The 23,774-nt window shown below is 56.8% G+C and carries 16 protein-coding genes; 11 read left to right on the plus strand and 5 right to left on the minus strand.

The window, feature by feature from the left end:
• Positions 1-784: 784 nt before the first annotated feature.
• Positions 785-3,742, minus strand: coding sequence for a PEP/pyruvate-binding domain-containing protein (locus tag CIK92_RS02845; protein ID WP_022309717.1), 2,958 nt, complete (start codon positions 3,740-3,742; stop codon positions 785-787).
• 280 nt (positions 3,743-4,022) lie between these two features.
• On the opposite strand from CIK92_RS02845, the gene gdhA reads away from it, so the two are divergent.
• The 8 genes from gdhA (at position 4,023) to CIK92_RS02885 (ending at position 15,246) form a co-directional block, all read left to right on the plus strand.
• Positions 4,023-5,360, plus strand: coding sequence for an NADP-specific glutamate dehydrogenase (gene gdhA, locus CIK92_RS02850; RefSeq protein ID WP_022309715.1), 1,338 nt, complete (start codon positions 4,023-4,025; stop codon positions 5,358-5,360).
• Positions 5,361-5,481: 121 nt separating this feature from the next.
• A complete protein-coding gene (locus CIK92_RS02855) occupies positions 5,482-6,081 on the plus strand; it encodes a septal ring lytic transglycosylase RlpA family protein (RefSeq protein WP_022309714.1) in 600 nt (199 codons plus the stop codon).
• Between the two features lie 491 nt (positions 6,082-6,572).
• Positions 6,573-7,190, plus strand: a complete 618-nt coding sequence (locus tag CIK92_RS02860) for a fumarylacetoacetate hydrolase family protein (RefSeq protein ID WP_022309713.1) — start codon at positions 6,573-6,575, stop codon at positions 7,188-7,190.
• A 79-nt stretch (positions 7,191-7,269) separates the two neighbouring features.
• Entirely contained in the window at positions 7,270-10,746 is a 3,477-nt protein-coding gene (porU, locus tag CIK92_RS02865; protein WP_254045986.1) for a type IX secretion system sortase PorU, read from the plus strand.
• A 45-nt stretch (positions 10,747-10,791) separates the two neighbouring features.
• Positions 10,792-11,967: a type IX secretion system outer membrane channel protein PorV gene (gene porV / locus CIK92_RS02870; protein WP_094386681.1), complete on the plus strand. Its 1,176-nt coding sequence runs from the start codon at positions 10,792-10,794 to the stop codon at positions 11,965-11,967.
• A gap of 19 nt (positions 11,968-11,986) precedes the next feature.
• Positions 11,987-12,469: a 2-C-methyl-D-erythritol 2,4-cyclodiphosphate synthase gene (ispF, locus tag CIK92_RS02875; protein WP_094386680.1), complete on the plus strand. Its 483-nt coding sequence runs from the start codon at positions 11,987-11,989 to the stop codon at positions 12,467-12,469.
• Between the two features lie 106 nt (positions 12,470-12,575).
• Positions 12,576-13,502 carry a glutaminase gene (locus CIK92_RS02880; protein WP_254045987.1) on the plus strand — a complete coding sequence of 309 codons (927 nt, stop codon included), beginning with the start codon at positions 12,576-12,578 and terminating at the stop codon, positions 13,500-13,502.
• A 1,225-nt stretch (positions 13,503-14,727) separates the two neighbouring features.
• Complete coding sequence (locus CIK92_RS02885) at positions 14,728-15,246, plus strand: hypothetical protein (protein WP_094388099.1); 519 nt, start codon at positions 14,728-14,730, stop codon at positions 15,244-15,246.
• A 216-nt stretch (positions 15,247-15,462) separates the two neighbouring features.
• Here CIK92_RS02885 and CIK92_RS02890 read toward each other — a convergent pair whose 3' ends face one another.
• The 4 genes from CIK92_RS02890 to CIK92_RS02905 all read right to left on the minus strand — a co-directional run bounded on the left by CIK92_RS02890 (position 15,463) and on the right by CIK92_RS02905 (position 19,952).
• Positions 15,463-16,365, minus strand: coding sequence for a M23 family metallopeptidase (locus tag CIK92_RS02890; protein WP_094388100.1), 903 nt, complete (start codon positions 16,363-16,365; stop codon positions 15,463-15,465).
• Between the two features lie 258 nt (positions 16,366-16,623).
• Positions 16,624-18,720, minus strand: a complete 2,097-nt coding sequence (gene recG, locus CIK92_RS02895) for an ATP-dependent DNA helicase RecG (RefSeq protein WP_173823794.1) — start codon at positions 18,718-18,720, stop codon at positions 16,624-16,626.
• The gene (locus CIK92_RS02900) at positions 18,717-19,382 is read right to left on the minus strand and encodes a 2-C-methyl-D-erythritol 4-phosphate cytidylyltransferase (protein WP_094388102.1); all 666 of its coding nucleotides are present in this window, start codon (positions 19,380-19,382) and stop codon (positions 18,717-18,719) included. Before CIK92_RS02900 ends, recG begins: the two co-directional genes overlap by 4 nt.
• A gap of 15 nt (positions 19,383-19,397) precedes the next feature.
• The gene (locus CIK92_RS02905; RefSeq protein ID WP_022309704.1) at positions 19,398-19,952 is read right to left on the minus strand and encodes a DJ-1 family glyoxalase III; all 555 of its coding nucleotides are present in this window, start codon (positions 19,950-19,952) and stop codon (positions 19,398-19,400) included.
• A gap of 122 nt (positions 19,953-20,074) precedes the next feature.
• Here CIK92_RS02905 and CIK92_RS02910 point away from each other — a divergent pair, with 122 nt between their 5' ends.
• The 3 genes from CIK92_RS02910 (at position 20,075) to CIK92_RS02920 (ending at position 23,733) form a co-directional block, all read left to right on the plus strand.
• On the plus strand, positions 20,075-20,959 hold the full coding sequence (locus CIK92_RS02910; RefSeq protein ID WP_094388103.1) for an NAD kinase: 885 nt from the start codon (positions 20,075-20,077) through the stop codon (positions 20,957-20,959).
• Positions 20,960-20,981: 22 nt separating this feature from the next.
• Positions 20,982-22,652 (plus strand): ABC transporter ATP-binding protein, encoded by a 1,671-nt coding sequence (locus tag CIK92_RS02915; protein WP_094388104.1) that lies wholly within the window; start codon positions 20,982-20,984, stop codon positions 22,650-22,652.
• A 61-nt stretch (positions 22,653-22,713) separates the two neighbouring features.
• Positions 22,714-23,733 carry an alpha/beta hydrolase gene (locus CIK92_RS02920; protein ID WP_094388105.1) on the plus strand — a complete coding sequence of 340 codons (1,020 nt, stop codon included), beginning with the start codon at positions 22,714-22,716 and terminating at the stop codon, positions 23,731-23,733.
• The last annotated feature ends 41 nt before the right edge of the window (positions 23,734-23,774 follow it).

Raw genomic sequence — 23,774 nt, forward strand, 5'->3', positions numbered from 1 at the left:
TGCTGCGGGTAACGCCTACGGCTAATCGCAACTCCTACAGAGTTGCCAGGTTAGTGGGGGATGCTTACCCAGGGTAGCGTGCTTCGCCCGCAACCCTTGGCTGGGGAAACGCAACTCCTACAGAGTTGCTGCTGCTTATTGGAGGCCCCTCCCCATGCCCTCCCCAAGGGGCGGGAGCTCCTTCTTTCTGAGTTTAAGGAGGTTATGTGGTTCGCCTTCCCATTTGAGAAGGCTGGGGTGGGGCCTGCTGGTGGGATGGGGCTTCTCTTTGGCTTTCCCCCTATTGTTTATTGCGCCTGGGAGGGTGATGAAATAAACACAAAAAGCCGTGGTGGCGGATGGCGGCTTCGCCTTGGCGTGGATGGCGGTGCCGACTGTCGGAAAACGAGTTTTCCTGCGTGTCGTCTCCACCATCCCCACCGTCATGCACGGCATGACGCCATCCTCCGCGACGGTAAAAAAAGCGGCCTTTGGCCGTTCAAAAAGTCCGGCTTTCGCCGGTACAAAAACAACTGCTTATTGGAGACCCCTCTCCAAACCCTTCCCAATGGGCTGGGGCTTCTATGCCGTGCTCGGGGCTAACCTTGGCAATTCTTATCGTGGTCGGTGAGGGTGGGAAACGGTGCTTCGGGATGGGGTAAAAATAAAAAAGGGACTCCGCTGAGTCCCAATCTTTGTTAACCTTAAATCTAATACCATGAAAAACACGATGCAAAGGTATAAGGTTTTTATCATATCTGCAAATAAATTACCTCTTTTTTTGCTAAAAACTATAATTATTGACTTAAATCAACACTACACCCTCCTGTTTCTTGCCATCCATGAGTATTTTGAGCGGTTTGTCAAATCTCACGTGCCTTACAAATTGAGTCTCTTCGACCGCGGGCATCGCGTCGAGCACCTCCTTGCGATAGATACCGTTGTCGGTGTTGGTGTCGATGGTGAAGTAGCCCACGCCAAAGCTGGTGAGGTTCTGGAAGAAGTGTGTGCCCTGGCTGGGGTCCACCCGGTAGTTCTTGAGTTCGACCTCGACGATGACCTGAGCGGCGCTGATGTGAGGCCACTTGACCGGCACGCCCAGCCAAGGGTCGCTCGAGCCCCACCGTCCGGGCCCTATGAGCACGTATCCACGGCCTTCATCGAGGAAGCGGCGGTTGATGCGCTCTATCTCACAGGCTATGGCGGGGTTGTTGATGGCTGTAAACTGGTCGTCGGTCTTGACATAGACCACATCGGTCACCTCTTCGCTGGCGCCGTGGCCCAGCGAGTTGTGGGAGCGCAGCAGGCAGCGGTCGTCGCTGATTGCGCAGATGTCTTCGTCAAGCATCTGCTTGCTGTCTACGATGGGCCTTATCTGCAGGAGGAAGAAGCTGCCTGTGCGGTCGGCGTTGAGGTTGCAGGCAAACTCCACCTCTATGGGGCGTCTCATCTCTGCCGCTCCATAGCGCATGGTCATCTGCAGCAGTTGGGGCAGGGGGAACACATCTTGCTGCAGCACTCCGGCAAAGGAGATTATCTTGCGTCCGCCGTCGTAGAGTCCGTCGCGTATCACCTGGTCGTAAGGGTCGTAGGTCGACGCGATGAAGTTGAGCGCATGGTCGGCCTCGGCGTCCTTGACACGGAGTTTGAGGATGTTGAACCCATCGTCGACCTTGAAGTCTTCGCCCACGTGTTGCATGTCGAGCGCATAGAACTGGGTTTGTGTCTCGCGCAGCGCAGTCTCCATCTCGCTCGTCTGCAATACCTGATGCGGATGATAGGGCGAAACGCGCAGCGTCTGTCCTCCATCTACGATATACTTGCCCAGACCCAGCGCGAGCGAGGCGATACCCTCGTCGGCCTGTTCGTCGCCGATGGGGTAGTAGTTGATAGACCGCAGCACACCCGAGAAGTTGGGGTAGAAGCGGTTGCCATACTGATGGCCCACCACCTCCTGCAGTATCACCGCCATCTTCTCCTGGTCTATCACGTTGCTTGTGGCGGTCATGTAGGCCTTGGAGTCGCGGTAGAATACCGAGGCATATACTCCCTTGATGGCACACGCCAGCATCTGCAGCATGGCATACTTGTCGGCGAGATAGGGTATCATGTAGGTCGAGTAGATGCCGGCGAAGGGCTGATAGTGTGCGTCTTCGAGCAGCGATGATGAGCGTATGGCTATAGGGCTCTGTATGGCTTCGAAGAAAGCATAGAAGTCGGCGATGAACTCATCGGGCAGCTGCGCCTGGAGGAAGTGCTGGAGTATCTCTTCGTCAGAGGCGTCGCTGAGGGCTATCTGGTAGAGGTTGTTCTGCTCCATAAACCGGTCGAAGACATCGGTGCAGAGCACCACGGTCTTGGGTATCTGCACGCTGACGCCGGCAAACTGGTTGAAGTCGGGGTGGCGCTTGATGATGTTGTCCAGAAAAGCCAGGCCACGGCCCTTGCCGCCGAGCGAGCCTTCGCCGATGCGTGCGAAGTGGCTGAAGCGGTCGAACTTCTTGCGGTCGAACACTGCCACCACGCCCTGGTTTTTCAGGTGTCGGTACTGGACGATGGCATCGTAGATAATCTGTCTGTGGGCATCGACATCCTGCAGCTTGTTCCATGTCACATCCTTGAGGAACGCCGACACGGGGAAGATGGCGCGCGCCGAGAGCCAGCGGCTCATGTGGTTGCGGCTGATGTGGTAGAGCATGGAGTCGTTGGGAATCTTGAAGATGTTGTCCTGAAGCTCCTTCAGACTGTGTATACGCAGTATCTCCTCGTGGCTGCGTGGGTCGCGGAAGACGAAATCGCCAAATCCCATGTGCTCTTCCATCAGCCGGCGCAGGTCGAGGCTCATCTTCTTGGAGTTCTTGTCGACAAATCTGAATCCCTCGGCTTCGGCCTTGGCGCGGTTGCTGCTCTCGGAACTCTCCATGATGAGCGGCACATACTCGTTGCGGCTGCGTATCTCGCGGAAGAGCTTGATGCCGGCTTCGGGGTCCTTCTCGCCGTGGATGGGGAAGCGGGCGTCGCTGATGACGCCCAATACATTGTCGCTATAGCGTTCGTACATGGCCATCGCCTCTTCATAGGTGCGCGCGAGCACCACCTTGGGTCGTCCGCGCATACGCATGGTGGCGGCATGGCGGTTGAGCGCTTCGGTCGAGAAGCGCTGGCTCTGCAGCAGTATATAATTATAAAGGTTGGGGAGTATCGAACTGTAGAACCTTATGCTGTCTTCGACCACCAGAATCATCTGCACACCCGCCTCGTGGATGTCGTGGTCCAGATTCATCTTGTCCTCTATCAGTTTGATGATCGAGAGTATGAGGTTGGTATTGCCCAGCCAGCAGAATACGTAGTCGAAGATAGACAGGTCTTCGTGCTGCATGCGCTTGGTGATGCCATGCGAGAACGGAGTGAGCACTATGCAGTGCATGTGGGGAAACTTGTGCTTGATGTCGCGTGCCACGGCGAAGGCGTCGTTGTCGGCGTTGCCGGGCATACATATCACCAGGTCTATGTTGGTGGTGTGCAGCATCTTCTCGGCCTCCTCGGTGGTGCTCACCTGAGTGAATGTAGGCGGATAGCGCAGTCCCAGCAGCATATATTCATTGTAGATTTTCTCCTCGATGCGTCCGTCGTCTTCGAGCATGAAGGCGTCGTAGGGGTTGGCGACGATGAGCACATTGTAGATGCGTCGCATCATCAGATTGACAAAGCTCACGTCTTTGAGATAGAACTTCTCCCATTGGGCAGGTATCTTCGATTCCATAATACACATATTTATATTATGCAAAGGTATATCAAAAAACTTTTTTAGTATGCTTTGCGTCAAGATAATTTTGCTTTTTGTGGCATTATTCATTCTTTTTGTTTTAATTTGCATCATGGCGGTCGTCGCGGTCTGCCGTCCCGCCGGCCTGGCATATGTCGAAAAGTAAGTGGGGAGAGTAAAATAAATGCGTTTTTTCTTGTTTGTTTGCTTCAAATACACTACTTTTGCCATAGTAATAAACAATCTGTAAATCTCAATTACTTAAAGAAATACCACTATGGAAGTACAGAAAATCATGCAAGACCTGGAGCGCAAGCATCCTGGTGAGTCAGAGTTCCTTCAGGCAGTGAGCGAAGTGTTGGAGTCTATTAAGGACGTCTACAACCAGCATCCTGAGTTTGAAAAGGCCAAAATCGTCGAGCGCATCGTAGAGCCCGAGCGTGTACACATGTTCCGTGTGCCATGGGTAGATGACAATGGCGAGGTGCATGTCAATATAGGTTATCGCGTACAGTTCAACGGCGCCATCGGCCCGTACAAGGGCGGTCTGCGATTCCATCCCTCTGTCAACCTTTCTATTATGAAGTTCCTGGGCTTCGAGCAGACATTCAAGAACGCGCTCACCACGCTGCCTATGGGTGGCGCCAAGGGTGGTTCAGACTTCTCTCCCCGCGGTCGCAGTGATGCCGAAATCATGCGTTTCTGCCAGGCGTTCATGGACGAGCTCTATCGCTATATCGGTCCTGATGAGGACGTTCCTGCAGGCGACATCGGCGTAGGCGGTCGTGAGATTGGCTATCTCTTTGGCCAGTACAAGAAGCTCACTCATCGCTACGAAGGTGTGCTTACCGGTAAAGGCATAGAGTGGGGCGGTTCTATCCTCCGTCCCGAGGCTACCGGTTTCGGCGCGCTCTATTTCGTCAACCACATGATGAAGGACAAGGGCCTTGATATCGCCGGCAAGACAGTGGCTATCTCTGGCTTCGGCAACGTGGCTTGGGGTGCTGCCAAGAAGGCTACCCAGCTTGGTGCCAAGGTGATTACCATCAGTGGACCTGACGGTTACATCCACGACCCAGAAGGCGTCAGCGGCGACAAGATCGAATATATGCTCGAGCTCCGCTCCAGCGGCAACGACATCTGCCAGCCCTATGCTGAGGTTTATCCCGAGGCTACATTCGTGGCAGGCAAGAAGCCATGGGAGGTAAAGGCCGACATCTATCTGACCTGTGCTACCCAGAACGAGCTCAATGGCGACGACGCCGACATGATTCTCGCCAACCACCCATTGTGTGTGGCTGAGGTGAGCAACATGGGTTGTACGGCTGAGGCTGTCGAGAAGTTTGTGGCTGCCAAGCAGCTCTTCGCTCCCGGCAAGGCTGTCAACGCTGGTGGCGTGGCAACATCGGGTCTGGAGATGACTCAGAACTCTATACGCCTGCACTGGAGCAAGGACGAGGTCGACGAGAAGCTCCACTACATCATGAGCTCCATCCACGATCAGTGTGCCAAGTATGGTACTGAGCCCGACGGCTACATCAACTATGTCAAGGGTGCCAATATCGCCGGATTCATGAAGGTAGCCAAGGCTATGCTGGCCCAGGGCGTAGTGTAAGCGACAATGCACAGACCGCGGTTGTCGGCAACGAAGCCGGCAACACGCGGTTGCTACATAACTTATGAAACAAATACGAAGAGTAATTATTGCAATCTTATCACTCTTGAGCTTTACCCCTATGCTGGCACAGACGCAGAGGGGTAAGGCTACTTTTTATTCCAAACGCGCCACCGGCGCGCGTACCGCCAGCGGCGACAGACTGCATCACGACAGTCTCACCTGCGCCCATCGCACCTATCCCTTCGGCACCCTGCTCAAGGTAACCAATCTCTCTAACAACAAGTCGGTAGTGGTCAAGGTCACCGACCGTGGCCCCTTTGCCCGTGGGCGTATCATCGACCTGTCGTGGCGTGCTGCCAAGGAGCTCGACATCCTTGCCAAGGGCGTATGCACCGTGAGGGTGGAGCGTTACAACGGCAGCGAGATTCCCTATCGTCCTGCCGAGGGTATCAATATGCCAGAGATAGACTTCGAGATAACCGAGGCAGGTTACAGTTTTACCGGCGAGTGGGCCGAGCGTATGAAGCAGAGCGATATGCCCACAACGAAGACCAAGAGAAAACACACCGCCAAGCCCCACGCTACCAAGAAGCACGCTTCCCGCAAGTCGAACAACTCGCAGCAGAAAGACCGCAACGCCGAGGACAAGAAGGAAGAGGGCAACGCGTGGTCCAATATCTTCAAGACCATCAAGAAGAAGAGCGAAGAGATGTTCTGACCCGTTTCCACTGGTCAGAGTCGCCGCCGAGGCCATTGTTCAGGCTCCGGAGGTTGTGTCCGTCGTCCCAATGATAGCCCTCTTGCCCTTGATTTGCGACAAGAATACCGCGTTGTTGCCCATGATTTGCAACAAAAGTAAAGTCCTGTTGCCCCTGATTTGCGACAAAAATAGCAGCTTGTTGCCCATGATTTGAGACAAAAGCAATGACTTGTTGCCCCTGATTTGAGACAAAAAAGCAGATGATAGTCTGGTTTGTATCTGTATCTCCTATAAATATATTTAATAATGTGTCAGGTCGTGCGGCGATATGACAGTAAAATATGCAGTTTTATGCAAGCGGGTGAAAATGATGATAGCTCGTCGGTAAGTTTACGTAAAATATTATGCATTACATTCAGCCTTTTTGTGTCGTGTGGTTACATCTTTTTTTGTAACTTTGCAACAGATTGGAACTGAACTTTATCGGTAGAAACATTAAGAAAACGACAATGAAGATATTTGGTATCGGAATGAACTACATCCAACACAATAAAGAGTTGGATGGTGCGTTATATAAGACAGAGGCCCCAGTGTTGTTCACCAAGGCCGACTCGTCGCTGCTCAAGTCGGGCAAACCCTTCTTCGTTCCCGACTTCATGGGACGCATAGACTATGAGGCCGAGTTGGTGATACGCATCTGCAGGTTGGGCAAGAACATTCCCCAGCGTTTCGCCCATCGCTACTATGATGCCGTGACGGTGGGTATCGACTTCACCGCCCGCGATGTGCAGCAGCAGCTGCGCGAGAAGGGTCTGCCCTGGGACCTCAGCAAGAGCTTCGACGGTGCCGCAGCTATCGGCGAGTGGGTCGGCAAGGACAAGTTTCTCGATGTGCAGGCCCTGCGGTTCCACCTCGATATCAATGGACAGACCGTGCAGGAAGGCTGCACCGCCGACATGGTCTTCGGCATCGACGAGATAGTGGCCTACATCAGCCAGTATTTCACCCTGAAGACAGGCGATGTAATCTTCACCGGTACTCCTGCCGGCGTGGGTCCCGTGCATATCGATGACCATCTGGAAGGTTATGTCGAAGAGCGCAAGGTGCTCGAGTTTAACTGTAAGTGAGACGATATTGAAACATAAAACCATCAGCCATCTGAAATCAGTCAGATACATATTAGTCATGATACTTCTTGCGGCGGCTATGACAACCCGGGCGCAGAAGTTTTATAATTTGACCGCCCAACAGGTCAAGATAGACAGCGTGGCCCCCACCTTTGCCTGCGCCATACCCCTCTCGGGCGATTATGCCGACAGCGTCTATACTGTCAGCATAGCCTATCCCGAATATATCGACATGACGGCTGCCGACGTAGCCCGCTACCGGCTTGCCACCCATGATGTCCAGCCCGGCGCAAGCCCCCTTATCACCCAGCACATCGTCACCTCGCGCCGCCAGGCCAGCCTGGAGGTCGCTTTCTGCCCCGTGGTCTTCCGCGGAGGCCGTCACCAGCTGCTTGTCAGTTTCATGCTCGATGTGCAGTCGCGCCCCCTCAGTCGTGCCGCCCGTCGCCGCCAGCGTGCGGCAGTGGTCCCTGTGGGCGAGCGCTATGCCGCCAACTCCGTGCTGGCCCAAGGACGATGGGCAAAGATACGCGTGAGCGAGAGCGGAGTCTACCAGATTACCGAGTCGCTCATCCGCCGCGCCGGATTTACCGACCTCTCGCGTGTGCATGTCTATGGCATGGGTGGCGCCCTCATCGACGAGAAGCTGACGGGTGCCAGTCTGCAAGCCCATGATGATTTGCGCGAGGTGCCCATCTGCCAGGTCGGCGGCAAGCGCCTCTTCTACGCCCAAGGCCCCGTGAGCTGGAGTGCCAACGATGCCACCGTGCGCACCCGCAATCCCTATTCGCAGTATGGCTACTACTTCATCACCCAGACCGATGAGGCTGTGACGCCCATCGATTCCGCCCAGTTTGTAAGCAGCATCTATCCCTCGCCCCACGATTACCACTGGCTCCACGAGACCGACAACTACGCCTGGTATCATGGCGGCCGCAACCTCTATGAGAATACCCCCATCGCCTTCAACTCTTCCTACGCCTACAGCCTGCCTGTCTTCAGCGGTTCGCAGCAGACAGCCCGTATAACCGTAGCCGTGTCGGCTGGTGGGGAAAGCCGTGTGGAGGTGTCCCTGGCCGACTCGCTGCTGGGCACCATCAGTATCATGCCCCAGAGCTATGACAAGGGAGCGTCGGCGACAGCCACCTATCGCATAGGCCGTTATGCCTCCGATGCCAAACTCGTCATCAAGACCATCGGCAGTTCGACGGTGCGTCTCGACTATATCTCGATGGCTTTCGACTCACCGCGTCCGGCTCCCAGCCTGACGGGCAATATCCCCGTCCCCGATTACGTCTACAACATTACCAACCAGAACCACCATGCCGACGGTCCTGCCGACATGGTCATCATTATCCCCACCAGTCAGAAGCTGCTTGCCCAGGCCGAGCGCATCAAGCGCCTCCATGAGCAGCGCGACGGCATGCGCGTGACCATCGTTCCTGCCGACGAGCTCTTCAACGAGTTCTCCAGCGGAACGCCCGATGCCAGCGCCTACCGCCATTACCTCAAGATGCTCTACGACCGCGCCGAGACCGAAAGCGACATGCCGCGCTATCTGCTACTCTTCGGCGACGCCGTGTGGGACAACCGCATGCTCATCAGCGACACCCGCCGTCTCAGTGCCGACGACTATCTGCTGTGTTACGAGAGTGAGAACTCTTTCAGCGAGCTCTACTGCTACGTGAACGACGGTTTCTTCACGCTGATGGACGATGGCGAAGGCACCGATATCGCCCGCGACAAGGAGGATATCGCCGTGGGACGCATACCCGTGACCACAGCCGAGGCAGCCAAGGGCGTGGTAGACAAGATAGAGGCCTACATGACCAACGGCAATGCCGGCGCATGGCAGAACGTGCTCATGTTTATGGGAGACGACGGCAACCAGAATATCCACATGAAGGATGTCGACATGGCTGCCGAGCAGGTGGCTGCGCTCCATCCTGGCTATCATATCAAGAAGGTGATGTGGGACGCATACCAGCGCGAGTCGTCGGCCACCGGCCACGCCTATCCCGGTGCTTCGCAGGATGTGAAGCAGCAGATGGCTGCCGGTGCGCTCATCATGGACTACAGCGGCCACGGCCGCGCCGAGCAGTTGTCGCATGAGCGGGTGGTGACCATCAACGACTTTGAACAGGCGCGCAATGCCAATCTGCCCCTGTGGATTACGGCATCGTGCGACATCATGGCCTTCGACGGTGTCGAGCCCACGATAGGCGAGACCGCCGTATGCAATGCCAAGGGCGGAGCCGTAGCCTTCTGGGGTACCACGCGCACCGTGCAGACCCTCTACAACCGTCCGCTCAATATGGCTTACATGCGCCACGTGCTCACCGTGACCGACGGACGCCCCACCACCCTCGGCGAGGCGCAGCGTCTGGCCAAGAACGAGATGGTGACCACCGGACAGGATGTCACCGTCAACAAGTTGCAGTTTACCCTCCTCGGCGACCCCGCCATGACGCTCAATCTGCCCACCATGACCGCCGTCATTGACAGCATCAACGGTGTGCCCGTGACCGCCGATGCCCGTCTGCAGGTGGGTAAGGTGGCGCGCATATCCGGCCACATCGAGCAGGCACAAGACTTCGACGGAGTGGTGACAGCCACCGTGCGCGATGTGCGCGAACTGGTGACCTGCAAGCAGAACAATCAGACTGAGGCCGAGGAAGCCTTCACCTACTACGACCGCAAGCGCGTCATCTACCATGGTTCCGACAGCGTCAGGGCAGGCCGCTTCGCCCTCACCTTTGCCGTGCCCAAAGACATATCCTACTCCGATGGCACCGGACTCATCAACCTCTACGCCGTAGACAATGCCCGCCAGCGCGAGGCCCACGGCGCCTTCGACCGCTTCACCGTAGCCGGAGGCGAGGTGACCACCGACTCCATAGGCCCATCCATCTACTGCTACCTCAACTCGCCCCAGTTTGTCAACGGAGGCAAGGTCAACACCACGCCCTACTTCGTGGCAGAGATCACAGATGAAGACGGCATCAACGCCACCGGCAGCGGCATCGGCCACGATCTGCAACTCGTCATTGACGGCGACATGGCAAAGACCTACACCCTCAACGACAACTTCGCCTTCGACTTTGGTACCTATACCCGTGGCACCACCTATTATAATATACCCGAACTCACCGAGGGCAAGCACACCCTCGTCTTCCGGGCTTGGGATGTGCTCAACAATGCTTCTACCGCCCGTCTCGATTTCACCGTGGTGCGCGGACTCGAGCCCAATATCTTCAGCGTGGGTCTGAGCAAGAACCCTGCCACCACCTACACCACCTTTATCATCAACCACGACCGCACGGGCAGTCCCATGGACATCGACATCGAGGTCTTCGACATGAGCGGACGCCTCCTCTGGACCCACTCCGAGAACGGTGTGCCCGCCACGGGAGCCTATACCGTAGACTGGGACCTGACGCTCGACACCGGCGGACGCCTCCAGACGGGAGTCTATCTCTACCGCGTGCGTGCCGGCTCTGATGGCAGCAAGAAAACATCCAAAGCAAAGAAACTTATCGTCTTGGGCAATAATTAGGCGGTAGTCTCCGTTATCCTATAGCATAACAATAGTAGAAGTATAATGAACAAGCTCACATCTATCATTTTCGCCATACTCCTTGTCATGGTTGCTGCCACGGTGCAGGCCCAGGACAAGAAAGATATGTTCAATCCCGTCAACACCTCGGTGACCTCGCAGACGATAGCCCCCGACGCACGTGCAGCCGGAATGGGCGATGTGGGTGTGGCTACCGATGCCGATGTCAACTCCCAATACTGGAACCCCGCCAAGTACCCCTTTGCCATTTCGCGTGCCGGAGTGGCGCTCAACTATACCCCCTGGCTGCGACAGCTGGTCAACGATATGGATGTGGCCTATCTCGCCGGCTACTACCGCATAGGCGACTACAGTGCCGTGTCAGCCTCTATGCGCTACTTCTCCATGGGCGAGGTCTTCATGGACGGTCACACCGATGACAATGCCATGACCATCAACCCCTATGAGATGTCGCTCGATGTGGCCTATTCGCTCATGCTCAGCGAGACCTTCTCTATCGCCGCCGGCGTGAGATGGATTTACTCCGACCTTACCTTTGACTTCAATGAAGACACCCAGCCCGGTTCAGCCTTTGCCGCCGACATCGCCGCATACTACCAGAACTACATCAATCTGGGCCAGCGCGAGTGCCAGTTGGGCTTGGGACTGAATATCTCCAACATCGGTAGCAAAATCAATTTCGGTGGCGACAACCACAGCTTCTTCATCCCCACCAACCTGCGCCTCGGAGCCTCGCTCAAGGTGCCCATCGACGAGTACAATCGCATCACCTTCGCCGCCGATGCCAACAAGCTGCTCGTGCCTACCTACCCCAAGCAGCGGGAGGGCGAGGACGAAGAGCAGTACAAGCAGCGCATGGAGGACGAATACTGGAACGTGTCGTCCATCAGCGGTATCTTCAAGAGCTTCACCGATGCACCCAACGGATTTAAGGAAGAGCTCGAGGAAATTAACTGGAGCGTGGGCGCAGAGTACGAGTACAACGACAAGTTCTTCCTCCGCGCCGGTTATCACCACGAGAGCGAGAACAAGGGCAACCGCAAGTACTTCACCGTGGGCGCCGGCTTCCGCATGAAGGTCTTCTCGCTCGACGCCGGTTATGTCATCGCCACCGCCAAGACCAACCCGCTTGACCAGACGATGCGCTTCACCCTGAGTTTTGATATGGACGGTATCAAGGACATCTTCCGCCGTCGCTAATTCCACCTTATTATATATTATGACAAAGATTAGAGTAGGCATGGGCTTCGACGTCCACCGGCTGGTGCCCGACCGCGAACTGTGGCTCGGAGGTATACGTATTCCTCACACCATGGGATTGCTGGGCCATAGTGATGCCGACGTGCTCATCCATGCCATCTGCGACGCCCTCTTAGGTGCAGCCAATATGCGCGACATAGGCTATCATTTCCCCGACACCTCGGCAGAGACACTCAACGTAGACAGCAAGATACTGCTTGCCAAAACCATCGACCTTATCGCCAGCCGCGGCTACCGTGTGGGCAATGTCGACGCCACCGTCTGCGCCGAGCGGCCCAAAATCAATCCGCATGTGCCCGCGATGAAGGCATGTCTCGCCCATGTCATGGGCATCGACGAGGACGATGTCTCCATCAAGGCCACCACCACCGAGCGACTGGGCTTCACCGGCCGAGAAGAGGGCATCAGCGCCTACGCCGTGGTGCTCATCGAGAAGGCATAACCCGCTTTCTCCATCCATTTTACCATCCATAACCATCAAGAGGGATGCCTCCCGCGGCCCATCATGAAGCGTGGGCATCCCCATACTATTAACCACCATCCACGACATGATGCACGACAGAAATTACCAAGAGATTATAGAGAATATTTGCCGCGAGATACAGCCTTATGCCCAGCTGGGACGACAGGCCGATTACATCCCCGCGCTCGCCAGTGTAGACCCCGACAAGTTTGGCATCTATCTGAGCGTCCTCGGCGGCGACGACTGCATGTATGGCGACTACGACACCTGTTTTTCCATTCAGAGTATAGCCAAGGTTTTCTCGCTTGCTATAGCGCTGAGCCTTGAGGGAGAGAACCTGTGGATGCGTTTAGGAAAAGAGCCGTCGGGCACGCCCTTCAACTCATTGGTGCAGCTCGAGTACGAGCATGGCCGCCCACGCAATCCCTTTATCAATGCCGGCGCCCTGGTGGTGGCCGACGTGCTGCTGTCTCATCTCGACGATGCCCAGGAGTTCTTCATCCAGTTTGTGCGCCAGCTTAGTGGCAATGTCACGGTCGACTATTCGATGGAGGTAGCAGAGTCGGAGTACGAGACCGCCTATCTCAACGCTTCCATCGCCTATCTGCTCAAGCATTATGTCAACCTGCACAACCCCGTCGACGAGGTGCTGCGGTTCTATAGCATGATATGTTCTGTGGAGATGAGCTGTCGCGACCTGGCTCGGGCCTTTGTCGCCTTTGCCAAGAGCGATGAGCCCTTCGACCACGCCGGCGTGAAGTTGAGTGTATCGGGCGTGAAGCGCATCAACGCCATCATGCAGACCTGTGGCTTCTACGATGAGGCGGGCGAGTTTTCCTTCCTTGTGGGACTGCCTGGCAAGAGCGGTGTAGGTGGCGGCATCGTGGCAGTCTATCCCTCGCGCTATTCCATAGCCGTTTGGAGTCCGCGACTCAACAAGCACGGCAATTCCATCATGGGCATCAAGGCGCTCGAGCGGTTTACCACCGAGACCAGCGAGTCTATCTTCTGATAATATCCACTTACCCATTTCATTCCATTGTCCTGTTGCTTGGGTAGGCTCTATTGCACGTTTCTTCCACTATTTATTGCGTCTATCAGGGGATGAAATAAATACAAAAAGCCGTGGCGGTGGCTGTCGGCTTCGCCTTGGCGTGGCTGGTGCGCACCCCTGGCAACTCCGTCAGAGTTGCGATTTCATAGCCCAGGGTTGAGGTGCGCAGCGCCTCTACCCTGGGTACATATATAATAAGGTGTAGCAACTCTGTAGGAGTTGCGTTTAGCCGAAGGCGTTACCCGTAGCAGGATAATGGGTAGGAATGGGTAGGCGGAAACCATAAGATTGAGTATAACGCCTGCGGCTAATCGCAACTCCTACAGAGTTGCCAGATTAGTGGGGGCAGTTACTCAGGGTAGCGTGCTTCGCCCGCAACCCTGGGCTGGGGAATCGCAACTCCGTCAGAGTTGCTGCTGCTTGCAGAAGCCCCTCCCCGAGCCCTCATTGGGGAAGGCTGGGATGGGGCCTCTATGTCGGGATGGGGCTTCTATGTTGGATGGTGCGCACCCTTGGCAACTCTGTAGGAGTTGCGATTTCATAGCCCAGGGTTGAGGTGCGCAGCGCCTCTACCCTGGGTACATATATAATAAGGTGTAGCAACTCTGTAGGAGTTGCGTTTAGCCGAAGGCGTTACCCGTAGCAGGATAATGGGTAGGAATGGGCAGGCGGAAACCATAAGATTGTGTATAACGCCTGCGGCTAATCGCAACTCCTACAGAGTTGCCAGGTTAGTGGGGGCAGTTACCCAGGGTAGCGTGCTTCGCCCGCAACCCTGGGCTGGGGAATCGCAACTCCGTCAGAGTTGCTGCTGCTTGCGGGCCGCTGTTTATATGTACTCCTTCCGTTGCTGCTCCTTGCGGGCTGCTGTTTGTATGTACCCCTTGCATTGCTGCTGCTTACGGGCTGCTGTTTACATGTACTCCTTCCGTTGCTGCTGCTTACGGGCTGCTGTTTACATGTACTCCTTCCGTTGCTGCTGCTTGCGGGCCGCTGTTTACATGTACTCCTTCCGTTGCTGCTGCTTGCGGGCCGCTGTTTGCATGTACTCCTTCTGTTGCTGCTACTTCCGGGCTGCTCTTCACATGTACTCCCTGCGTTGCTGCCGCTTAGAAGGACCTGGTTGCGTGTCTCATCCTCCATTTATTGCGACTATAAGGGGATGACATAAATACAAAAAGCCGTGGTGGCGGCTGTCGGCTTCGCCTTGGTGTGGCTGGCGGTGCCGACCGTCGGAAAAAGAGTTTTCCTCCTTGTCGTCTCCGCCATCCCCACCGTCATGCACGGCATGACGCCATCCGTCGTGACGGTAAAAAAAGCGGCCTTTGGCCGTTCAAAAAGTCCGGCTTTCGCCGGTACAAAAAACAGCTGCTTATTGGACGCCTCTCTCCGGCTCTCCCTTGGGGACTTCTGTTTCCCTCTGTCCATGCGCATCGGCCGATGTGGATGTCGCTGTCGACCGATGTGGATGTCGCTGTCGACCGATGTGGATGTCGTTGTCGGCCGGCGGGCAGCGCTTTGGGGCATTACTGCGCTTCTCACTGACTGGACTACGGACATGATGCATGTCATGCTGTTCTCGGCGATTACGTGCAGCGCTGTGGGTGTCGCCGCGCGTTTGCAGACTGCCATTCCGACACTCGCAATCATTATTGCTGGCTCGTATCATTTGATACGTGGGCTCGTGCCTATTGTCACGTGAGCTCGTGCCTTATGATACGTGGGCTCGTTTCAAATGATACGAGGTGGCGATGTGGGTTCGGGCGGGCGTGGGTGTGATGGTGACGATGCGTGAATGTGGCTTGGGGTGGCCGCAACAGCAAGGGTAGGGTGGCGAGGGGATAAAAAGAAATGTCCATCCAATCGGCTTTCGCTTCTCGGATGGACATTGTCTGTCAAACTGTTTCCTATAAAAGTATTATGTATATCTTAGCATCTGTCCTGGGCGCAGACGAGTGTTCTTGCGCAGATGATTGAGCTTGCAGAGCTTGTTGATGGTGGTGCCACGCTTGTTGGCGATTGACGAGAGGGTCTCTCCCTTTGCCACCTTGTGATACTGCTTCTCGCTGCGGGCTGCTGCGGGCTCTGGCTCTTCGTCGCTGCCAGTCACCTCGGCACGTGTATAAGTTTCCTTGTACTTTCCGCGCAGGCGTGTGGCCTCTTCGCCGTCAGTACGGTAGGTGTCGCGACGGAATATGTAGGTGTCGCAGGTGATATCCTGCTCTCTGAAGTTGAAGAAGATGGCGGGGTTGAGTGCAACGCCACACAGACGGGTCTCGAAGTGGAGATGCGAACCCGAGCTGCGGCCTGTGCTTCCTCCCAGACCTATCACCTCGCCAGCCTTTACCGTCTGGTTCTCGGTCACGAACTGCTTTGAGAGGTGTCCATAGATCGTTTCCAGTCCGTTGGGGTGACGAATAACGATGTATTTGCCATATCCTGCGCGCTCATATTTGACGATGCGCACCTTGCCGGCGAACGCGGCGCGGATGGTGTCACCGATATACACCTTGATGTCCAGTCCCTTGTGCTGGCGGCCCCATCGGGGACCGAAGTTGGAGGTGATGATGCGGCTGGGGGTAGGCATGGCAAAGTGGCGGAGGTCTATACGGAACGAGTCGGGCAATTCGGTTGCCTTGTGGGCGTAAGTATTGTTCCACTCGTCATAGAGTTCTGCCGAGGGTGAAATCTCATTTTCTCTGTTGATAAGGCTCTGAAGCGCCAGAGTGTCTACGCGCTTCATGCGGCGGTCAATGGGAGCCTGGCGGGCAATAAGGTCTTGCGCCATAGCCGGTACGGCTGCAAGCACCATAAGTCCCATTACGATTGTTCTTAATATTTTCTCCACTATTAATACTTTTTTTTAGGTCAGGGCTGGCTAAAAAGGGGCGTGGTCGCCAGCAGGTAATACGTAGAAAACGCTCCGAAAAGATTGTTTTGCAATTCAGACTTTACAAAGTTAGTGAAAAAATATGGGAAAGTGGTGATATTTAACAGAATTTATGCCATAATTAACACAAATACCGTAAAAATCGGCTTGAGGTATATCAATTTTGGACCCAAAAAGGACAAAACCGCGTCAACTGATAGCCGACCAGTTGACGTTGCTCTTCCGGAGTTCCTTGAGTCGGTCCCAGAGCATCTTGTACTCGTTGCTGCTGCACTCGGGGTCGCGGTCGATGATGGCCTGTGCCTGTTCGCGGGCGAGCTGCACAATCTGTCCGTCGCGGGCTATGTCGGCTATCTTCAGGTCGAAGGCTATGCCGCTCTGCTGGGTACCCTCGAGGTCGCCGGGGCCGCGCAGTTTGAGGTCGGCTTCGGCTATGCGGAACCCGTCGTTGGTCTCGCACATGATGTCGATGCGCTTGCGCGTCTCTTCGCTTAGTTTGAATGTGGTCACCAGTATGCAGTAGCTCTGCTCGGCGCCACGGCCCACGCGTCCGCGCAGCTGGTGGAGCTGCGAGAGTCCGAACCGCTGTGCGTCGAGGATGACCATTACCGACGCGTTGGGCACGTTGACGCCCACCTCTATCACCGTGGTGGCCACCAGTATCTGGGTTTCGCCGCTGGCAAAGCGCTGCATCTCGGCGTCCTTGTCCTTGGGCTTCATGCGTCCGTGTACCTTGCTCAGGCGGTATTGTGGGAATATCTCGCGCATGGCCTCAAATCCGTCTTCGAGGTTCTTGAGGTCGCTCTTCTCGCTCTCTTCGATGAGCGGATATACGATGTAGACCTGTCGGCCGCTGTCTATCTGCTGCCGTATGCCCTGGTAGAGGCTTGTGGTCTGTGTATCATACTTGTGGAGGGTCTGGATAGGTTTGCGGCCGGGCGGAAGTTCGTCGATAACGCTCACGTCGAGGTCGCCGTAGAGGGTCATGGCGAGCGTACGGGGTATGGGGGTGGCTGTCATCACCAGGATGTGGGGCGGCATCTCGCTCTTGGCCCAGAGTCGGGCGCGCTGTGCCACTCCGAAGCGGTGCTGCTCGTCGACCACAGCCAGTCCCAGACGGGCAAAGACCACCGCGTCTTCGATGACGGCGTGGGTTCCCACGAGTATGTCTATCTCGCCCTTGGACAGACGGTCGAGTATGTCGGCGCGTCGTCGTCCTTTGACCACTCCGGTGAGCAGTTCTACGTGTATATCCATATCTCCCAGCATCTGGCGGATGGTGGCCAGGTGCTGCTCTGCCAATATCTCTGTGGGCGCCATGATGCACGCCTGGTAGCCGTTGCCTATGGCTATGAGCATGGCCATGAGCGCCACCAGCGTCTTGCCCGAGCCCACGTCTCCCTGCAGCAGCCGGTTCATCTGTCGGCCACTCGCCATGTCGTCTCTTATCTCCCGCACCACGCGCTTCTGCGCATTGGTGAGGTCGAAGGGTAGGTGGTTGCGGTAGAAGTCGTTGAGCTGGGCGCCGGCGCGGCTGAAGATGTAGCCGCGATACTTGCGGCGGTGGTCGCTGGCGTAGCGCAGTATGTTGAGCTGCACATAAAAGAGCTCTTCAAACTTGAGGCGGTAGCGGGCCTGCTGCATTTCGCGGGCGTTGTGCGGGTAATGGATTTGGCGTAGTGCTTCGAGACGCGAGATGAGGTGCAGAGGCCCCGTGATGTAGGGCGGCAGCGTCTCGGGCAGCGTCTCGGGTAGTTTGGTCACCAGCGTCTTGGTCATCTTCTCCATCGCCCTCGAGTTTATCCCCGCCTTCTTCATGCGCTCGGTGGTCATGTAGTAGGGCTGCATGCCCATGTCGGAGAGCTGCAGTTGGGAAGCGTCGTCGATATCGGGGTGGGCAAACTGGTAGCGGCCACCATAGACGGTGGGTCTGCCAAAGACTATCAGCTCTTTGCCAATGGGGTAGTTCTTGTAGATATATTGGGCACCCTGAAACCACACGAGGTCGACCACGCCATGACCATCGCTGAAGTGGCCCACGATGCGCTTCTTGCGGGCACCCATGGCATATTCGTCGTAGCCCAACATGCGTCCGCGGATTTGGACAAAGGGCATGTCGCCACTGATTTCGCTGATGCGATAGATGCGGCTGCGGTCTACATATTTATAAGGATAGTGCTCAAGCAGGTCACGCCAGGTCTGGATGCCAAGCTCTTTGCTCAGAATCTCCTTCTTCTTGGGCCCAACGCCCGGAAGATACATCACGTCCTGGTCGAGAATGTTCAGCACAGCGTTTCGGCTATCTTCAAATCAAAGGGTGTGGTAATCTTGATGTTCTCGCGGTTGCCTTCGACCATCTCCACGCTGCATCCCATGGCTTCGACCACCGAGGCGTCGTCGGTAAACTCTTCGCGGAAGGGCTGGGTGAAGGCGCGCTTGAGCAGCGCGATGTCAAAGACCTGTGGGGTCTGCACGATGCGGTAGTCTGTGCGCAGCACGTTGTGGCCGGTGGTGGCAGAGTCGATGTGGCGCAGCGTGTCGGTGACCGGCATCACGGGGATGGCGGCTCCGTGGGTGCGTGCGGCGTCGTAGCAGCGGCTTATCACCTCGGCAGCCACAAAGGGACGCACCCCGTCGTGTATGCCCACGGTTCCCGTGGCGTCGTCGGGGATGGCGGCAAGTCCGTTGCGCGACGAGGCAAAGCGCGTGTCGCCTCCATCTACCACCGTGTGGGCGATGCCGAAGGCGTATTGGCTGCACAGGTCGTGCCAGTATTGCTGCTGGTGGTGTGGGAGTACGAGTATAATCTGCATCGAGGGATTGCACTCATGAAAACGGCTGATGGTGCGCATCAGTACGGGCATTCCCTTGACGGGCAGAAACTGCTTGGGCACGTCGCTGCCCATGCGCAGCCCCTTGCCTCCGGCTACGATGATGATATAGTCCATGGCTGTCGTTGTGGGTTAACCTTTGTACATCATCTGGGCCTTGAGCTCTGCCACAGCTTCGGGTGCGACAAACTTGCCGAGGATGGCGTAGCCGAAGTCCATTGACGCACCGGGACCCTTGCCCGTGATGATGTTGCCGTCGATGGTCACCTGTTCCTGGGTGTAGGTGGCGCCGGTCATGCGCTTCTCGAAGCCGGGGTAGCAGGTGGCTCGCTTGCCCTCTAGGATGCCTATCGAACCCAGCACCAGCGGTGCGGCGCAGATGGCGGCGACTATGCGGCCCTGGTTGTACTGCTCGAGCAGTATCTCGCGCAGCATCCTGTGCTTGTTCAGATTGGTGGCTCCTGGCAGACCGCCTGGCAGCAGCATGGCGTCGACGTCGCTGAAGTCGGCGATGTCCTCTATCCTCAGGTCGGTCATGAGCTTGATGCCGTGGGTGGTTTCCACCATCTGCTCGCCGGTAATGCTCACTGTTTTTACCTCCAGTCCGCCTCGGCGGAGTATGTCTACGGGTGCCAATGCCTCTATGTCTTCGAAGCCATTGGAAAGAAATTCATATACTTTTGCCATAATTTCAACGTGTTTTACAACAAAAAGTAGTATTTTTGTCGCATCATTCACGTGCAAATGTACTAAATGTTTGGCATTTGTGAGCAAGAATGAGGAACAAAGATTAAAAAAAGATAACATTTATGGCGGCAAACGTGTTGCGGTTCGCTCTCTTCGGCAAGGAGTTCCAGGCGGGTAAGACGGTATCTATCCACTGGCTCATAGACAGTCTCAAGGCTCGTGGAGCCGAAATCTACATCGAGCGCACCTTCTTCCGGTACATCACATCGGCCCTGGGCATGGAGGTCGAGGTAAGCGGCGTCTTCGACAACTACAACTTCGACGTAGACTTCGTCATCTCCATCGGCGGCGACGGCACCTTCCTGCGCGCAGCCAGCATGGTGGGAAGCAAGGCGACGCCCATAATCGGTGTCAACACAGGCAGACTGGGATTTCTGGCCGACATCCATCCCGACGAGATAGACCACGCCATCGCCGAGATAGCAGACGGGCACTACGCTGTGGAGCCCCATGCCGTCATCATGGTCGAGGCCGACGGCGAGATAATCGAGGGTAGCCCCTTCGCCCTCAACGACATCGCTGTGCTCAAGCGCGACAATGCCGCGATGATTTCCGTGCGCACCTGCATCAACGGCGAGTATCTGGTGACCTACCAGGCCGACGGGCTCATCGTCTCTACACCCACCGGTTCTACCGCCTACGGTCTCTCCAACGGCGGCCCCATCATCGTGCCCGATGCCGACATCCTCTGCCTTACCCCCGTGGCACCCCATAGCCTCAATGTCCGCCCCATCGTCATCAACGACGACAGCGAGATAACGCTCGAGGTGGAGAGCCGGTCTCACAACTTCCTCGTAGCCATCGACGGCCGCTCGGAGAAATTGCTCGAGAGCACGCGCCTTACCATCCGCAAGGCCCCCTATACCATTAATATAGTGAAGCGCGACAGCCGCAGCTACTTCTCCACCCTCCGCGAGAAGATGATGTGGGGCGCCGACCACAGATAGACCCACAGCCACACCGAGAGTCATGAAGATAAAGATAGCCCAATGGATAACGCCCGCCAACTCGGCCTACACCACGCGCGACATCATGCGCTGGCTGTGGAAGGTATGGCGGGGCAACCGACTGCAGACCATACTCAACGCATCGATGGGCATGGCTACGGTGGTGGTAAGTCTGGCCCAAGTGTGGGCGGTGAAGCGCGCCATCGACGTGGCTTCGGGCAGCGTCGAGGGCTCCATCTACTGGGCGGTAGCACTCATGGGTGGGCTGGTGCTCATCGACTTTGCTATCAACATATCCTCGGTCTGGATACGCAACGTGCTGGGCGTGAAGGCGCAGAACCGCATGCAGCAGTACATGCTCGACCGTATACTCCGCTCCGAATGGAACGGGCGTGAACGGCGACACTCTGGCGATGTCATCAACCGCCTCGAGGGCGACGTCAGCAATGTCGTCACCTTCATTACCGAAACCTTGCCCAATACGCTCAGTGTGGTGCTTCTCTTCTTCGGTGCTTTTGCCTATCTCTTTACCCTCGACCGGCTGTTGGCGGTCATCACCGTCGCTCTGCTGCCCCTCTTTGTGGTGCTCAGCAAGGTCTATGTGCGCCGTATGCGTCACCTCACCCGTCAGGTGCGCAACTCCGACTCCCAGGTGCAAAGCGTGCTGCAGGAAACCATCCAGCATCGGGTGCTCATCAAGACTCTGGAGAGCGACGACGCCATGGTGGGTAAGCTCGAGAGTACCCAGAGCCAGCTGCGGCGCAACGTCATCCAGCGCACACGCTTCAGCCTGCTCTCCAACTTCATCCTCAACTTCGGGTTCTCCCTTACCTATCTCATAGCCTTCCTCTGGGCGGCAGTGCGCATGTCCATGCACACACTGTCGTTTGGCGGCATGACAGCCTACCTGCAACTCGTCAACCGCATACAGAGTCCGGCGCGCAACCTGAGCCGCATCGTGCCCGCCTTTGTCAGTGTCTTCACCGCTGCCGAGCGACTCATGGAACTCGAAGAGCCTCCCCTCGAAGAGCAGGGCGACCCCATCGTGGTCGAAGCACCCTGCGGTGTGAAGCTCGACGATGTGGGCTATGGTTATAATGACGGCGACGGACGCGTGATAGACCACCTGTCGTTCGACTTCCGTCCCGGCACCTGCACCGCCATCCTCGGCGAGACGGGAGCCGGCAAGACCACCCTTATCCGCCTCATCCTCGCCCTGCTCCGTCCCCAGGAGGGAGAGATAAGCCTCTACCACGCCGACGGAGACGGCCAGCAACTGTCACCGCGTATGCGTTGCAACTTTGTCTACGTGCCCCAGGGCAATACCCTCATGAGCGGCACCATCCGCGACAATCTGCTCATGGGCAGCCCTACCGCCACCGACGACGAGATGTTTGATGCGCTCCACCAGGCATGTGCCGACTTCGTCAGCCAGTTGCCCGACGGTCTCGACACGCGTTGCTCCGAGTCGGGAGCCGGTCTGAGTGAGGGTCAGGCACAGCGTATTGCCATCGCCCGGGCCCTGCTGCGCAACCGCCCCGTGATGCTCTTCGACGAGGCTACCAGCGCCCTCGACATCGAGACCGAGCGCCGCCTGCTCGCCAATGTCCTGGGCAGCCGTCAGCACACCATCATCTTCATCACCCACCGTCCGGCGGTGGTGGAATACTGCGACGAGGTGCTGCGGCTCTAAGCGGCAGCGCCATCTGCAGTCTCCTGTCTCTGTAGAGACGACCTTAATGTTCTTATAGATTATGCGTATTTTCCACACCTTATTCTTATTGTTTTCCATGGTATGCCTGTATGGGCAGACCTATCCCTCCGACTCGCTCCAGCGGCGTATGCTCGACGACGAACGCCTCTTCCTCAGCCGTATGCCTACCGACCTGCAGCACAGACAGATGCTGGCGGTGCGCGCGGCTATCTCTGGCGACTGTGCAGCCTTGCAGCAAATCAGGCAGAGCCGCAACCAGCCGCCCCAGTTGCCCGACGGCGTCACCGCCACTTATCCCACCCCCGACATCTGCCTCTTCACGCCCTCCCGACCAGCCCTCCGCAAGCGTCCGCTGCTGCTCTATCTCCACGGAGGCGGCTGGTGCTTCGGCAGCATCAACAGTTGTGCGCGCTTCTGTGCCACTTTGGCGTTGGAGGCCGACTGCTGCGTGGCTGCCCTCGATTACCGCCTGTCGCCAGCCCATCCCTTTCCGGCTCCGCTCGACGACTGCCGCCGCGCCTTTGCCTATCTCCGCCAGCACGCCGATGCGTGGGGCTGCGACTCTACCCAGGTGGCGGTGGGAGGCGACAGCGCCGGAGGCAACCTTGCCCTCGCCACAGCCCTCTCGACCAAGGGTGTGAGCCGTGTTGTGCCCATCTATCCTGTCACCAGACTCTACACGCGTGTCACGCCATCGTGGACAGACTATGCCCAAGGCTATGGCGACGACGCCGAACTGCTTGAGGCTTTCTGCGAAGCCTACGCCCGTGGAGAGGAGCACAATCCGCTCGTCTCGGTCGAACTCGCCGCCGACGACACGCTGCGCTCCCTGCCGCCCATGTGCCTCATCTCTGCGGGTCACGACATCCTCTTCGACCAGACCACCCAATTGGCGCATCGGCTGCAGCGACTTGGCCACAGGCTCACTTACCATGTCTTCCCCACAGCCACCCATCTCTTCATCACCGTGCCCGGCCAGCCCACCGCCTTTGCCGAGGCAGTCAGCGCCGTTGCCCGCTTTCTCAATGCGCCTGCTGACGCGCTCGCCGAGGGTAGATAGCGCGCGGTGCCCATTATCCCCACTACGCAATCAGGCCTTGA

It is taken from the genome of Prevotella sp. P4-67 (assembly GCF_002251325.1).
In the GTDB taxonomy this organism is placed as follows: Bacteria; Bacteroidota; Bacteroidia; order Bacteroidales; family Bacteroidaceae; genus Prevotella.

What these genes read in the sequence shown, in the direction of transcription:
- CIK92_RS02845 (WP_022309717.1), bottom strand. Translation starts at nt 3,742, where the DNA reads ATGGAATCGAAGATACCTGCCCAATGGGAGAAGTTCTATCTCAAAGAC.
- gdhA (WP_022309715.1), top strand. Translation starts at nt 4,023, where the DNA reads ATGGAAGTACAGAAAATCATGCAAGACCTGGAGCGCAAGCATCCTGGT.
- CIK92_RS02855 (WP_022309714.1), top strand. Translation starts at nt 5,482, where the DNA reads ATGCTGGCACAGACGCAGAGGGGTAAGGCTACTTTTTATTCCAAACGC.
- CIK92_RS02860 (WP_022309713.1), top strand. Translation starts at nt 6,573, where the DNA reads ATGAAGATATTTGGTATCGGAATGAACTACATCCAACACAATAAAGAG.
- porU (WP_254045986.1), top strand. Translation starts at nt 7,270, where the DNA reads ATGACAACCCGGGCGCAGAAGTTTTATAATTTGACCGCCCAACAGGTC.
- porV (WP_094386681.1), top strand. Translation starts at nt 10,792, where the DNA reads ATGAACAAGCTCACATCTATCATTTTCGCCATACTCCTTGTCATGGTT.
- ispF (WP_094386680.1), top strand. Translation starts at nt 11,987, where the DNA reads ATGACAAAGATTAGAGTAGGCATGGGCTTCGACGTCCACCGGCTGGTG.
- CIK92_RS02880 (WP_254045987.1), top strand. Translation starts at nt 12,576, where the DNA reads ATGATGCACGACAGAAATTACCAAGAGATTATAGAGAATATTTGCCGC.
- CIK92_RS02890 (WP_094388100.1), bottom strand. Translation starts at nt 16,365, where the DNA reads ATGGGACTTATGGTGCTTGCAGCCGTACCGGCTATGGCGCAAGACCTT.
- CIK92_RS02900 (WP_094388102.1), bottom strand. Translation starts at nt 19,382, where the DNA reads ATGGACTATATCATCATCGTAGCCGGAGGCAAGGGGCTGCGCATGGGC.
- CIK92_RS02905 (WP_022309704.1), bottom strand. Translation starts at nt 19,952, where the DNA reads ATGGCAAAAGTATATGAATTTCTTTCCAATGGCTTCGAAGACATAGAG.
- CIK92_RS02910 (WP_094388103.1), top strand. Translation starts at nt 20,075, where the DNA reads ATGGCGGCAAACGTGTTGCGGTTCGCTCTCTTCGGCAAGGAGTTCCAG.
- CIK92_RS02915 (WP_094388104.1), top strand. Translation starts at nt 20,982, where the DNA reads ATGAAGATAAAGATAGCCCAATGGATAACGCCCGCCAACTCGGCCTAC.
- CIK92_RS02920 (WP_094388105.1), top strand. Translation starts at nt 22,714, where the DNA reads ATGCGTATTTTCCACACCTTATTCTTATTGTTTTCCATGGTATGCCTG.